The sequence below is a fragment of the Nitrincola nitratireducens genome (assembly GCF_000585235.1).
In the GTDB taxonomy this organism is placed as follows: Bacteria; Pseudomonadota; Gammaproteobacteria; order Pseudomonadales; family Balneatricaceae; genus Nitrincola; species Nitrincola alkalisediminis.
The window spans coordinates 33726-47138 of sequence record NZ_AONB01000008.1 but is presented as its reverse complement, the minus strand read 5'-3'; the positions used below and the strand labels follow the sequence as shown (position 1 = coordinate 47138).

At 47.4% G+C, this 13413-nt stretch carries 12 protein-coding genes, 2 pseudogenes and 1 riboswitch; of the genes and pseudogenes, 8 read left to right on the top strand and 6 right to left on the bottom strand.

Annotated features, from left to right (window positions below):
- Positions 1-66: 66 nt before the first annotated feature.
- Together tal and dusA are read right to left on the bottom strand one after the other, a co-directional pair.
- Positions 67-1016, bottom strand: a pseudogene (tal, locus tag D791_RS08765) (transaldolase).
- 16 nt (positions 1017-1032) lie between these two features.
- A complete protein-coding gene (gene dusA / locus D791_RS08760; RefSeq protein ID WP_081763792.1) occupies positions 1033-2064 on the bottom strand; it encodes a tRNA dihydrouridine(20/20a) synthase DusA in 1032 nt (343 codons plus the stop codon).
- 425 nt (positions 2065-2489) lie between these two features.
- A riboswitch (guanidine-I (ykkC/yxkD leader) is annotated at positions 2490-2591 on the top strand.
- Between the two features lie 239 nt (positions 2592-2830).
- Between dusA and D791_RS08755 the strand changes: the two genes are divergently transcribed.
- The 8 genes and pseudogenes from D791_RS08755 (at position 2831) to D791_RS21725 (ending at position 10425) form a co-directional block, all read left to right on the top strand.
- Positions 2831-3697: a putative urea ABC transporter substrate-binding protein gene (locus tag D791_RS08755; RefSeq protein ID WP_337588619.1), complete on the top strand. Its 867-nt coding sequence runs from the start codon at positions 2831-2833 to the stop codon at positions 3695-3697.
- Between the two features lie 60 nt (positions 3698-3757).
- Entirely contained in the window at positions 3758-4576 is an 819-nt protein-coding gene (locus D791_RS08750; protein ID WP_036510417.1) for an ABC transporter permease, read from the top strand.
- Entirely contained in the window at positions 4576-5379 is an 804-nt protein-coding gene (locus D791_RS08745) for an ABC transporter ATP-binding protein (protein WP_036510414.1), read from the top strand. Before D791_RS08750 ends, D791_RS08745 begins: the two co-directional genes overlap by 1 nt.
- Entirely contained in the window at positions 5372-6091 is a 720-nt protein-coding gene (locus tag D791_RS08740) for an urea amidolyase associated protein UAAP1 (RefSeq protein ID WP_036510411.1), read from the top strand. Before D791_RS08745 ends, D791_RS08740 begins: the two co-directional genes overlap by 8 nt.
- Before the next feature lie 11 nt (positions 6092-6102).
- The gene (locus tag D791_RS08735) at positions 6103-6747 is read left to right on the top strand and encodes an urea amidolyase associated protein UAAP2 (protein ID WP_036510408.1); all 645 of its coding nucleotides are present in this window, start codon (positions 6103-6105) and stop codon (positions 6745-6747) included.
- 90 nt (positions 6748-6837) lie between these two features.
- Positions 6838-9020, top strand: a pseudogene (locus tag D791_RS21735) (5-oxoprolinase/urea amidolyase family protein); the annotation flags it as partial.
- A 237-nt stretch (positions 9021-9257) separates the two neighbouring features.
- Positions 9258-9524 carry a carboxyltransferase domain-containing protein gene (locus D791_RS22020; RefSeq protein ID WP_420329343.1) on the top strand — a complete coding sequence of 89 codons (267 nt, stop codon included), beginning with the start codon at positions 9258-9260 and terminating at the stop codon, positions 9522-9524.
- A 40-nt stretch (positions 9525-9564) separates the two neighbouring features.
- Positions 9565-10425, top strand: a complete 861-nt coding sequence (locus D791_RS21725) for a carboxyltransferase domain-containing protein (RefSeq protein WP_337588616.1) — start codon at positions 9565-9567, stop codon at positions 10423-10425.
- An 83-nt stretch (positions 10426-10508) separates the two neighbouring features.
- On the opposite strand, the gene D791_RS08725 is transcribed toward D791_RS21725, so the two are convergent.
- The 4 genes from D791_RS08725 to D791_RS08710 form a co-directional block, all read right to left on the bottom strand.
- Positions 10509-10994: an STAS domain-containing protein gene (locus D791_RS08725; RefSeq protein ID WP_036510406.1), complete on the bottom strand. Its 486-nt coding sequence runs from the start codon at positions 10992-10994 to the stop codon at positions 10509-10511.
- 2 nt (positions 10995-10996) lie between these two features.
- Positions 10997-12076 carry a PP2C family protein-serine/threonine phosphatase gene (locus D791_RS08720; RefSeq protein WP_157682285.1) on the bottom strand — a complete coding sequence of 360 codons (1080 nt, stop codon included), beginning with the start codon at positions 12074-12076 and terminating at the stop codon, positions 10997-10999.
- A gap of 158 nt (positions 12077-12234) precedes the next feature.
- A complete protein-coding gene (locus D791_RS08715) occupies positions 12235-12936 on the bottom strand; it encodes an MlaA family lipoprotein (RefSeq protein ID WP_237748575.1) in 702 nt (233 codons plus the stop codon).
- 203 nt (positions 12937-13139) lie between these two features.
- Positions 13140-13409, bottom strand: a complete 270-nt coding sequence (locus tag D791_RS08710) for a GIY-YIG nuclease family protein (protein WP_036510402.1) — start codon at positions 13407-13409, stop codon at positions 13140-13142.
- Between the last annotated feature and the right edge of the window lie 4 nt (positions 13410-13413).

Here is a 13413-nt window from a genome sequence, read left to right as displayed (position 1 = left end):
TATACACTATTCACTTACCTAAAAAGTCTTCTTTGAGTGGAGCGCCTGCCCCACTCTCTTTACACATCAACCTTGGCTTAAGAGTGTTTCAAGCTTACGCTGATCGGCTGCAAAATTGCGAATGCCTTCCGCTAGCTTTTCAGTCGCCATGGCGTCTTCATTCATCTCCCAGCGGAAGATCTCTTGACTCAGCTCACCCGACGGGTCCTCTTGCGTTGTTTGATGCGGATGCAATTGACGCTCCAGTGTTGCATCAGTGTTGGCTAACTCTTGCATCAGCGCGGGACTAATGGTCAAGCGATCACAACCCGCGAGCAACTGGATTTCATGAATGTTTCGAAAGCTTGCGCCCATGACAATCGTGGAATAGCCATGCTGCTTATAGAACGCGTAGATACGTGAGACGGACTGCACACCGGATCATTTGCCCCCGTGAAGTCTTGCTCGGGCTGGGTCTTTTTATACCAGTCGAGTATCCGACCAACGAACGGCGAAATCAAAAAAGCACCTGCGTCAGCACAGGCTTTTGCCTGACTAAAACCAAAAAGCAACGTGAGGTTGCATTGAATTCCCTCTTTTTCAAGTTGCTTTGCTGCTTGAATACCCTCCCATGTCGATGCGATTTTAATCAACACTCGATCACGCGTAATCCCTTGCTCCTCATACAGGCTCATAATACGCTTGGCCCGCTCAAGGGTGGCCTGCGTATTAAAAGATAAACGCGCATCCACTTCGGTTGAAATACGCCCTGGCACTATTGACGTGATTTCAGCGCCAAGCTTTACCCCCAGATAATCGCTCATATTATCCAAAAGCGTTTGGCTATCCCCACCCTGTTGAAGCGCCCACGAACGTGACTCGTCCAACAAATATTGATATTTGGGATCTTGTGCTGCTTTCAGCATTAAGGATGGGTTGGTCGTCGCATCAACGGGGCAAAACTGACGTATTGCATCGATATCGCCTGTATCCGCTACAACGGTGGTCATGAGTTTGAGTTGTTCTAATTGGTTCATTAATACCTATCCCAAGCTAAGAGGAGACTAATTCAAGCGCTTGCCTGTAAACATCAAGCCCTGCACCCTGTTTATGTCCGTTTTCACTAATGTGTCGTCTGAACTGCTTTCCACCTCGCTGCCCATGAAACAGCCCTAACATGTGCTTAACCACGGCATAAAGAGGTATCCCTTTCGCCAACTGTTCCGCAACATAGGGCTCAAACGCATGCGCAATATCCAAGCGACTTTTAATGGATGATGAATCAGAGTAAAGCAATGCATCGACTTCACTCAAGAGAAATGGGTTTTGATAGGCTTCACGTCCCACCATGACACCATCCACGTGTTGAAGATGCTGCTGCGTTTCGTCAAGGGTTCGAATACCGCCATTAATCCAAACATCCAGATCGGGGAATGCCTGCTTCACATCGTACACTCTTTCATATTGAAGTGGAGGAATGTCACGATTTTCTTTGGGGCTGAGTCCTTGCAAAATTGCCTTACGAGCATGAATGATAAAGGTTTTGCAGCCTGTGTCGCGTACTTTTCTGACAAATTCAAGCAAGTATTCTTGACTATCAAGCTCATCAATCCCCAAACGATGCTTGATGGTCACTGGAATATCAACCGCTTGTTGCATTTGATCGATGCAGTCTGCAACACGATCTGGATGCCCCATTAAACACGCGCCAATCATATTATTTTGAACACGATCACTCGGACAACCAACATTTAAGTTAACTTCATCGTATCCATAATCTTCAGCCATTTTAGCGCAGAGGGCCAACTCACTCGGATCACCACCACCGAGTTGCAGCACGACAGGATGCTCTTCAGGGTTATAGGCCAAGAAACGCTTGGTATCTCCGTGAATCAAAGCCCCTGTTGTCACCATTTCCGTGTAAAGAACCGTATGCTTTGAAATAAGACGGTGTAAATACCGACAATGTTTATCAGTCCAGTCCATCATGGGGGCAACGGAGAAGCGATGGTTTTTGAGTGTTATCCCCTTATCCACTGTAGCAGCCAATTCAACTGCATTTAGAGGGTTTGGTGTCTGAATCATTTTCGGTTATTTCCAATCATAAATTAATTGCACATGCCTCACGGGCTCAAGACTTGATGCAGCCTATCCATTAAATCCAAAAGGAAGTGACTCAACAGAAAGTGCAAGCGAGAAATGTATAATCGCGACATGATCAGTGAACTTAAAGGCAAGGCGCTAGTATAACGCGAATCCAGCACCTTTGGCAGACAACCAGACGGCAAAACTGAAGTCAGAAAACACCTCGATAGATTAACACCCCCTTCTTTTTGCCCCATTGTCTAACACACTCTGACTATTTTGGTGCACTGAAAGCACAAGACTCTAATTCATAGAACATTAATCCCATGATTTAAAAAGAATTATAAAGTTGGCATCATGTTTGCTAAGCCTATTGAGTAAACTTGACAGTATTCTCGGTAATGCTGAAAAGCACACAATTTACCTTAATAGAGCGCTAGGGTTCCGATTGCACCTTGCAATGACTGGTCCGAGAGCACTCAACCTTCACAGTGAAGGTCACACGGCGGGACAAAAGCCCGGGAGATGATCGGCGATAATGCGAGAGTACTCCATCCAATGTGACAACTGTGAGGTGTCCTATGAAGCGTTTTTATAGCTTAGTTCTTTTTTCTCTCGCGATTTTAGTGATGTCGTCGCCTGCCATGGCACGTGATCATTTTAAAATCTGCTGGTCCATTTATGTTGGTTGGATGCCATGGGGCTACGCGGCTGATGAAGCATCGTCAGCAAATGGGCCGACAAATACGGTATCACCATTGATGTCGTGCAAATTAACGATTACATCGAGTCCATCAATCAATACACCGTCGGCGAATTTGACGCCTGCACCATGACCAATATGGATGCATTAACCATTCCTGCAGCAGGTGGCGTTGATTCGACAGCACTGATTATTGGTGATTTTTCGAATGGAAATGATGGCATTGTGTTAAAAGGTGTGGATAGCTTAGAAGGGATTAAAGGCCAATCCGTGAACCTGGTCGAATTAAGCGTATCCCATTACATGTTGGCCCGTGGCCTTGAAACAGTGGGACTCACCGAGCGTGATATCCGTGTTGTGAACACCTCAGATGCGGATATGGTCGCCATCTCAACCACCCCTTCTGTTACAGCCATTGCCACTTGGAACCCCTTACTCAATGAAATCCTTAGCCAAGACTCAATGAACCTTGTCTTTGACTCGTCAAAGATTCCGGGTGAAATCATTGACCTATTGGTCGTGAACACCGACACCCTCAACCAGCACCCTGAACTGGGTAAAGCCTTAGTCGGCGCTTGGTATGAAACTCTTGCAATGATGCAAGAAGGTGCTGAAACAGCCACTACTGCTCGTACTGCGATGGCCGAGGCATCTGGCACCGACCTCGCCGGATATGAAGCACAACTCGCCAGCACGCTGATGTTTTACAGCCCGCAAGAAGCCGTTGAATTTGCATTAAGTGAAACCCTGCCCAACACCATGCAAAAGGTGGCTGAGTTTTCCTTTGCGCATGGATTATTGGGTGATGGCGCTCCTGACGCAGGGTATATCGGTATCCAAACACCCTCTGCCATTGTCGGCAACCCCGATTATGTTCAATTACGCTTCGACCCAAGCGTTATGCAGCTGGCTGCAGACAACGAATTGTAAGTTGCTCTTCTATTTTTTGTCTTTTGACTAACGGGTGCACTGCACCCGACGGGACACACTATGAAACGCATATTGAACATAAAGCCCAGTCGGTTTTCGGCACTTTGTTTGGGACTATTACCTCTGTTGATCTGTGTGGTGATCTATATGATCGCATCCGATCTGCGCTTAGAGGCCAATCCAAATGACAAGCTCTTGCCTTCGTTTAGCCAAATGGGCGAGGCGTGGTCACGCATGGCACTCACGCCCAATGTTCGCACAGGAGAGTATATTTTCTGGGTGGATACCTGGAGCAGCCTGCAACGCTTACTTCTCGGCATGTTGATTGCGGCCAGCGTTGGGCTTTTAATTGGCTTACTCACGGGTGCCCTGCCTTTAATGGGCGCGACGTTTTCACCTTTAATTACTGTCTTATCCTTAATCCCACCCTTAGCACTGCTACCCATTTTATTCATTGTCTTTGGCCTAGGGGAGTTGTCGAAAGTGGCGCTGATTGCAATCGGCATCACCCCTTTTATTGCACGCGACATCCAACGCCGCACTCAAGAAATCCCAATTGAGCAATTAATTAAAGCACAAACGCTCGGAGCCAACACCGCTCAAGTGTTAATTCGAGTGCTCTTGCCCCAACTGATGCCCAAACTACTGGATGCAGTGCGCTTATCCTTGGGAGCTGGCTGGCTCTTTTTGATCGCCGCCGAGGCAATTGCATCAACCGATGGCTTGGGATATCGCATTTTCCTTGTCAGACGTTACATGTCGATGGACGTCATTCTTCCGTATGTCGCCTGGATTACCTGTCTTGCTTTTATCCTAGATCAAGTATTGGCACTGCTCAGTCGCAAGCTCTTCCCTTGGCATGTGAAAGGAGGCCATTGATGATTACCGCAAAAAACATTTGGAAGCGTTATAACGATCAAGTGGTGTTGGAGCGCATTAACATCTCCGTGAACGAAGGTGAATTTGTAACCTTAGTGGGGGCTTCGGGTTGTGGCAAAAGTACATTTTTAAAAATGCTCCTAGGCATCGAGTCTCCAAGCACGGGGGATTTACTGCTCGACAATCAACCGATACGCACCGAGCCAGATTCAGATCGCGGTATTGTCTTTCAGCATTACTCTGTTTTTCCGCATATGACGGTTCTCGAAAATGTGATGGCCGCACGCGCGTTTGCACGCAAAGGATTTAGCGGATATTTGTTCGGTCAAGCCAAACGTGACGCGCGCACAGCAGCTCTCGAAATCCTTGAGCAGGTTGGGCTAAGCCATGCCATAACACGCTACCCGCATGAATTATCGGGAGGCATGCGCCAGCGCCTTGCCATTGCTCAAGCCTTACTGGGTAAACCCAGAATTTTGCTATTAGACGAACCTTTTGGCGCTCTCGATCCCGGCATACGCGCGGATATGCACCAGTTAGTTTTAGATTTGTGGCGCACCTACAAACTAACCGTTTTCATGGTGACCCATGATCTAAAAGAAGGGTTTTATTTAGGAACGCGTCTATGGGTGTTTGATAAGGTACGCCACGATCCTCAAGCACCAAGCGCCTATGGTGCCACCATTACCTACGATCTGCCCATTGGCAAAATTGACACGTCGCTCTATGAGCAAATCGATAACCAACTGCGCCCAGTCATCATCCCTGACGAACCATCAATGGAGACACCCACGCATGATTAAAGAATCCCTCTACAAAACCCAAATTCCCGGTGGCGGACACTGGTCTTTGCGTATGGCTAAAGGCACGGCCATGCGCCTAACCGACCTGGAAGGCACGGGTAATGTCGGCATGCTGTTTTATAATCCAGAAAACTTACTGGAACGCTACAATGCACCAGACACTTTAAAATGCCAACACACCTTTAAACTCACGCAAGGTCACTGTCTATACTCGGACATGGGGCGTATCTTTTGCTCTGTTACAGAAGACACCTTTGGCTGGCATGACACCCTGTGCGGTAACAGCACGGCCGTGGATATTGACAAGCGCTGGGGGAAGCGTGACTACCAATCCCACCGAAATCAATGGCACCAAAATGGTCAGGATGCCTTTTTAGTTGAATTGGCTAAATATGGACTCAGCCAAGCCGACATGCCTGCCAACCTCAACCTGTTTAGCAAAGTGATAACACAGGAAGATGGCCGCTTATCATGGGTAACACAACCCAATGCACAACCCGCTCACGTCACGCTGCGCTTTGAAATGGATAGCCTCGTAATTCTTCACACCTGCCCTCACCCACTCAATAACGCTGAAACCTATCCAGCCAGTCCAATATTGATCGAGCTCGGTATGGCACAAGCAATGCAAGACGATGACCTATGCTTGAACGCGTGTCCCGAAAACCGTCGGGGTTTTGAAAACAATGCCTTGTATTACTTGGGACGCTAAGGAGACAACACATGATCACTGAAAGCCAACGTCAACCCCAAACAGCTGTCACACGCCTAACGATTGATTCGGGTGACTATTACCTAGGTTTAGTCAAGGAAGGGCAAACCCTGCGCTTAGTCGACTTGGAAGGAAATCAAGCCGCTGATACGCTGTTTTACAATGCAAACGATCCTTCTGAACGTTACAGCCTGAGCGATACGCTGCTAGCGCAGCAAGCACTCTATCTCACGACAGGGAGCCGCTTAATGTCCAACTTGCAACATGAAATGCTCGTCATTGTCGCTGACACCTGCGGCCGCCACGATACGCTGGGGGGAGCCTGTGCGACCGAAAGCAACGGCGTTCGCTACGACCTTGAAAAGCGCTGCATGCATGCCTGTCGGGACAGTTGGATGCTTGCCATTAACGAGCATCCGCAATTGGGACTCAGCAAACGTGATATTGGCCATAATATCAATTTTTTCATGAATGTACCGGTAACACCGGATGGCGGATTATCCTTTGCCGACGGTATTTCCGCTCCCGGAAAATACGTTGAAATGACGGCAAAAATGGATGTATTGGTGCTCATATCAAACTGCCCACAACTGAACAACCCTTGTAATGGATACAACCCCACGCCAATCGAACTCTTGGTCTGGGATGCGTCGTAAGCGCAGAGTTCAATTGACTCACCTATAACGCCAGTGGACGACCACTGTGATAGAAACGTTTGTCGGGACGGCCCGCACACAGGATAGACTATGTTTTCTAAAGTGCTTATTGCAAACCGTGGCGCCATCGCAACGCGCATTCTCCGAACACTCAAAAAGCTTAATATCACCTCGGTTGTCGTTTATGCTGAATGTGATGCCAAGAGTTTACACGTGAGTTTAGCCGATGAGGCCTACTCACTGGGAGACGGCAACGCAGCTACGACCTATTTAAACACCGACAAACTTCTGCAAATCTGTAAGGCCTCCGGCGCACAGGCGATTCATCCGGGCTACGGCTTTTTAAGTGAAAATACCGAGTTTGTGGCCTTATGCGAACGTGAGGGGATTGTGTTTATTGGCCCTACACCGGAGCAAATGCATCGCTTTGGTCTGAAACATGAAGCTCGACGCCTAGCCTTAGCCGCCTGCGTTCCCTTATTACCTGGCTCGGAACTGTTAAGCGATGTAAACCATGCGTGTACAGAAGCAAACCGTATTGGCTACCCCATCATGCTTAAATCCACTGCAGGTGGAGGAGGTATTGGCATGCAACTCTGTCACTCCGAAGAAGCCCTACGAGACGCCTTTGATAAAGTCAAACGCCTTGGTGCCAATAACTTTTCGGATGATGGTGTTTTTTTGGAGAAGTTTGTCCAGCATGCTCGCCATATCGAAGTCCAGGTTTTTGGTGATGGAAAAGGCAACGCCATTGCGATTGGCGAACGTGATTGCTCAAGCCAACGTCGCAATCAAAAAGTGGTTGAAGAATGCCCTGCTCCCCATTTATCCGATGCGACTCGACAGGCACTCCACAACACCGCCGCAACCTTATTGGCCAGTGTCCAGTACCGCAATGCGGGCACTGTTGAATTCATCTATGACACCGACACACAGGATTTTTATTTTTTAGAGGTGAACACGCGCCTACAGGTCGAACATGGCGTCACAGAAGCCGTGTTCGGTATTGATCTGGTCGAATGGATGCTGCGCCAAGCCAGTGGAGACACCTTCGATTTAACGCACGCAGCCTCAGAACTCCAGGCATCCGGTCATGCCGTTCAAGTCAGACTCTATGCTGAAGACCCATATTTACAATTCAAACCCTGCCCTGGCTTTTTATCTGAAGTGTTCTTCCCAGAGGGTGAAGGAATACGCATTGATCATTGGATTGAAAGTGGTATGGAAATTCCACCCTACTTTGATCCGATGCTGGCCAAAGTGATCGTCCATGATACCAGTCGTGAAGCCGCACTTGCCAAACTCAATCATGTATTGCACGAGATTAAACTTTACGGCAGTGAAACCAATCTAGCCTATTTACGCGCGTTAACTGCTGACTCGCAACTTCGAGCGGGCCAAGTGACCACCCAGTATTTGAATCACTTTACACACCAGTGCCATAGAATCGATGTGCTCCATGCAGGCACACAAACCACCTTACAAGATTTTCCCGGACGTCAAGGGTACTGGCACGTCGGCATTCCACCGTCAGGCCCTTTTGACAGCTACTCATTTCGTTTAGGTAACCGCCTTCTCAACAACCCAGAATCGGCAGTCGGCCTAGAAATCACCTTACAAGGTCCAAGTTTGGTTTTTTCAGCACCCACACAAGTCGTCATTACGGGGGCAGAGGTTGAGGTCAAACATAACGATACATCCGTGGCGTTGTGGGAAGTCATCAATCTTGAAGCTGGAGATACACTTAACATAGGACGTATTGCTACGGGTGCGAGATGCTATCTATGTGTACGAGGCGGAATCCAGTGCCCTGACTATTTAGGCTCGGCCTCAACCTTTACTCTTGGCCAGTTTGGCGGCCACAATGGTCGAGCTTTGCAAGTGGGCGATGTACTTGCGCTATCCGCGGATGTAACACCAATAGAAACACCTGCCTCATTAGCAAAAACACTTAAGCCTCAAATTCAGTCTAGGTGGGATCTTCGTGTCATTTATGGCCCACAAGGCGCGCCTGATTTTTTCACTCCAGAGGATATTCAAACCTTCTTTGCAAACGAATGGAGGTGCATTACAACTCAAGCCGAACAGGTGTTCGCTTAATCGGCCCTAAGCCACAATGGGCACGACGTGATGGAGGGGAAGCTGGCCTACACCCTTCAAATATTCATGATAACGCCTATGCCTTTGGTGCTGTCGACTTTACAGGAGATATGCCCGTCATTTTGGGTCCAGACGGCCCCTCCCTCGGTGGGTTTGTCAGCCCTGCAACCGTCATTACAGCCGACCTTTGGAAACTGGGTCAGCTCCGCTCGGGAGACAAGGTCCGGTTCATTCCCATTGCCTTAGCCGATGCCGTCAGTCTTGAAGCTCTCCAAACAGCCAGTATCTCTAACTTAATACCGAGCAGCCTAGAGGTGCAAACCTTCTTGCCAGAGACAGCCATCTTTGCCAAGATCCCGGCCAAACATCGAAAAGATGAAGCGATCATTCGTCTTGCCGGTGATCATTTCATGCTGGTGGAGTATGGTGAGCAACACCTCGATCTCGGCTTACGCTTTAAAGTCCACGCCCTCATGCAATGGCTCCACGACCAGCATTTAGACGGGATCAGAGAGCTCACTCCAGGTGTACGCTCGCTGCAAATACACTATAACCCACAGGTGATAAGTGCAGCTCAACTGGTTGAGCAGTTAACAAGAGGTGAAGAGCGGCTGCGAAGTCATCTTAACGAATTGAAAGTGCCATCACGCATCGTTCATCTACTTATCCTGGGATGATGATGCTTGCCAGTTAGCAATTGATAAGTACAGCCAGTCTGTGCGAAAAAACGCACCTTGGTGTCCAAGTAATCTGGAGTTTATTCGTCGGATCAATGGACTCCCCTCATTAGAGGCCGTTAAAGACATCGTTTTTTCAGCCTCCTATTTGGTGATGGGACTCGGTGATGTCTATCTAGGGGCGCCACTTGCCACACCTATAGACCCACGCCATCGATTGGTCACAACCAAGTATAACCCAGCACGCACTTGGACAGCCGAAAACTCCGTTGGTATTGGAGGAGCCTACCTCTGTATATACGGCATGGAAGGTCCAGGTGGCTATCAGTTTGTCGGACGCACCTTGCAAATGTGGAATCGCTATCGCAAAACCCCTGAGTTCCAATCCCCATGGCTATTGCGATTTTTTGATCAAATACGTTTTTATGAAGTCAGTGCTGAGGAATTGATCAAAATACGTCAAGATTTTCCTCAGGGCCAGTACCCGCTCACAATTGAAGAGCAGGAATTTAGCTTAGCTGACTATCAGACTTGGATTGAATCTGAAAGCGAATCCATTGCACGCTTTAATCAGCAACGAGAAGCGGCCTTTGAAGCTGAGCTTTCGCATTGGCATGCGACCAATCAGTTTGACTTTCACTCAGAAGAAACAACAACGCTTCAAGAGGAACAGGTTTGGCCAGAGGACAGCCTCATCGCAGACAGCCCTGTGTCGGGAAGTGTCTGGGAGATCAAGGTCGATATTGGGGATAAGGTTCAGCCAGGACAGTTACTCGTCATTTTGGAATCCATGAAAATGGAAATCCCTGTTTTTGCACAAGAAGCGGGCGAAGTGACGCAAGTCCTCATAAAAAGCGGGGCGCGCGTTCGACCGGGACAAGCACTGGTAGTGATGCAATAGCTTATATGGCTAGTGGGATACTATCACCACTAGGCCATATACAGCACAGTGAGGCACCTAGACAGCGAGGTCTCTAGTCGTGCTTATGAGCACTTTTCTAATGTTTCAACCAATCCCTTAAAGGCATCACGATTCGCCTCATTAAGATCAATCAGAACCTTGTGCGCCTGAATAATTCGTAAACGAACTTCGTCTTCAGACTCTAAAACGAACGGAACCTGCTTTAGATCGCTAACGCTGGTGGGCAACACATCCAGTAACACAAATACTTTATCAAAGCCCATGGCAAGCAGAATCTGAGTAATATCTGGATTCGTTGAAACGATTGTTGGTTTAGGCATGTTTCGCTCGGAACACTTAATTGCCAGCTTCGCAATCAGCCCCAAGGACGTACTGTCGATGTTATGGGTTTCAGTTAAATCGATCAGCGTATCATTAATGTCTTCTTTAGCGAGACAAAACGCCAAATGCTGATCAATCGTAGAGCAAAGGGTCAGACGCACCTCACCCACAAACTTTAAAACATAATGCCCATCACGGCATGCAAAAAAAATCTCACCATCACTCATGATCAGGCTCTAGATACAGTCATAATTGCGACATCATCAGGTCGAACATCCTCAAAGCCTTCCTCAATCATTTCTGTCAACTGAGAAGACTCGATATATCCCGGCTGCAACGTACTTAATAGCCAGTTTTCTTTTTCTTTCAATGAGCTACCTTTTAGGATCTCAAGAACACCATCTGAAAACAGGGTCAAACTAAACACCTGCGGCAAATCCAACTGGTGCTCTTCAAACTCAGGCTTTTCAAACAATCCGACAGGCATTCCGCGCCCTTTTAAAAAAGAACTGCTTTCATTACAGCTCAAGATTGGCATAGGATGATGACCACCCGTTGCATAGGTCAGCTTGGATGTTTGCGTGTCTAATAAGCCGACAAACATGGTCATATGCTTACCCATACCCGTGAGTAACATTTCTCGATTGATACGTTCAAGCGTTAACACGGGCGATAAAATATCAAAACTCGAATGACGCTTATAATTTCTTAATAAGCGATGCGTTAAATTCTTCAATAACACTGTCACTAATGCCGAAGACGCGCCATGACCTGAAACATCTGCCAAATAGAAAATAATTAAGTGGTCATTTATTTCTATCGCATCGACAAAGTCGCCACTTAGCAACAAGGAAGGTTTTAAAGTGTATTCCACCACTAAACCATTAATAGTTTGATGACGGGGAGGTAAAAGGTTTTGTTGAACATGTTGAGCGGCATGATGATCTGCTCTGAGCTCATCTAAACTGCGTTCAAGCGAGTCCTTTAAACGCTTTGACTCCTCTATGTACAAGGCTCTTCGCAACTGACGCTTCATCGAGTAGATAAACAGCTTCGGACTGAGGTCCAAATCCTCTACCACAAACACATCATCGGCCCCGGCGCGCAAAGCATTGATGATCGTCGTTGAACTCCCCTCTCCAATGATAGCAACAACGGGTTTAGGATTGAGAATCGACGAGGCATAATCAAGAAAACTTAAGCTCACGCCATTCGCAAGATCCAGAAGCGTCAAGGAGAACGACTTATGCTCCAACATCGCTTCGGCGTCTGCCACGTGCTCACACACAACCATACTCAGGTCAGGCAAACCACACTGCTCACATAGCGATTGTAGCGCTCAATCACAATGACAGACGATGAAACCACTAACACCGTATGGCTAGGGCGAATCATACATCAGTAACCCCTGCTGTTTTTATGATTCATGAACACCCTGCTTGAAATACGCTTGAACATGGCTAGCGTTTAAAAATCCGTTTCGTCAAAGCTGACACGAACATCACCATCACGAACAAGGAACTCACGACGTTGCAAATATGAGTCACGAATAAACGAGTAACGATCACCCGAAATCATACGCTCAGCTTCAAGTAAACGCGCTCGAGTGTCAATTAGACGTAATGCTTGCAATGAATTACGAGTGGCACGATCATCAACATAAACAATTGGATTTAGATACCAATCAGGCACCATTCCCACTGTATCTCTAACTGAGCTAGGACCAAAGAATGGCAATACAACATAAGGACCTGATGGCATTCCCCAATACCCTAGCGTTTGTCCAAAATCTTCATCGTGTTTCGCAATTCCCATAGGAGTTGCGACATCAATCAGACCCGCCAAACCAAAGGTTGTATTAAACGTAAAGCGTGCTACGTCTTCAAACGCATTATGAACCTTGCCCTGCAACAGATTGTTGGCAAATGTACGCAGCCCTTTTAGGTTATCAAAAAAGTTGCTGACACCTGTCTGAGCCAGTTCAGGCGTTACAAACTTGTACCCTTGTGCTAAGGGTTTTATCGCCGCACGATCAATTGTTTCATTAAATGAGAACATTGCACGATTGAAGCCTTCCCATGGATCACTCTCGGTTTGTGCGTGAAGTGGAGCAATCGACACAAACGTAACCAGACTGGCGACGGCCAGCTTTTTTGATAAATTTGACACCATTATGGATCCTTTACTATGCCAGACGTACATGGACGTAATTTCGTTATTGTAGTCATTGATGCGCTGCGAATAAAGCATTCTCAAGTTATAATTATTTAAAACATAGGGACTACCTAACAGCCAATAGGCTAAAGCGACTCATTGAGAAGGGCAAAATCGAAAATAACGGAAAAGTGATTAGACTCGGCGTATTAATCAACTCATGATGTATTGAGCATTAAGCATTCCTTACCCGAACGCGATAGTTTTTTTAAGGCACTTTCACGCTTGGATGCCAAACTGCGGTTGGCCTGCTGTTCAAAATACACAAGCTGAACCGGTCGTCTTGAGCGCGTGTAGCGGGCTCCGCGCTTATCACAGGCGTTATGCTCCTGAAGACGACGCTCCAGATCCGTGGTGATGCCAGTGTAGAGTGAGTTATCTGAGCAGCGTAACAAATACACGTACCAGATGGGCTTCGCATCAGACATTTAA

What these genes read in the sequence shown, in the direction of transcription:
- dusA (WP_081763792.1), bottom strand. Translation starts at nt 2,064, where the DNA reads ATGATTCAGACACCAAACCCTCTAAATGCAGTTGAATTGGCTGCTACA.
- D791_RS08750 (WP_036510417.1), top strand. Translation starts at nt 3,758, where the DNA reads ATGAAACGCATATTGAACATAAAGCCCAGTCGGTTTTCGGCACTTTGT.
- D791_RS08745 (WP_036510414.1), top strand. Translation starts at nt 4,576, where the DNA reads ATGATTACCGCAAAAAACATTTGGAAGCGTTATAACGATCAAGTGGTG.
- D791_RS08740 (WP_036510411.1), top strand. Translation starts at nt 5,372, where the DNA reads ATGATTAAAGAATCCCTCTACAAAACCCAAATTCCCGGTGGCGGACAC.
- D791_RS08735 (WP_036510408.1), top strand. Translation starts at nt 6,103, where the DNA reads ATGATCACTGAAAGCCAACGTCAACCCCAAACAGCTGTCACACGCCTA.
- D791_RS22020 (WP_420329343.1), top strand. Translation starts at nt 9,258, where the DNA reads ATGCTGGTGGAGTATGGTGAGCAACACCTCGATCTCGGCTTACGCTTT.
- D791_RS08725 (WP_036510406.1), bottom strand. Translation starts at nt 10,994, where the DNA reads ATGAGTGATGGTGAGATTTTTTTTGCATGCCGTGATGGGCATTATGTT.
- D791_RS08710 (WP_036510402.1), bottom strand. Translation starts at nt 13,409, where the DNA reads ATGTCTGATGCGAAGCCCATCTGGTACGTGTATTTGTTACGCTGCTCA.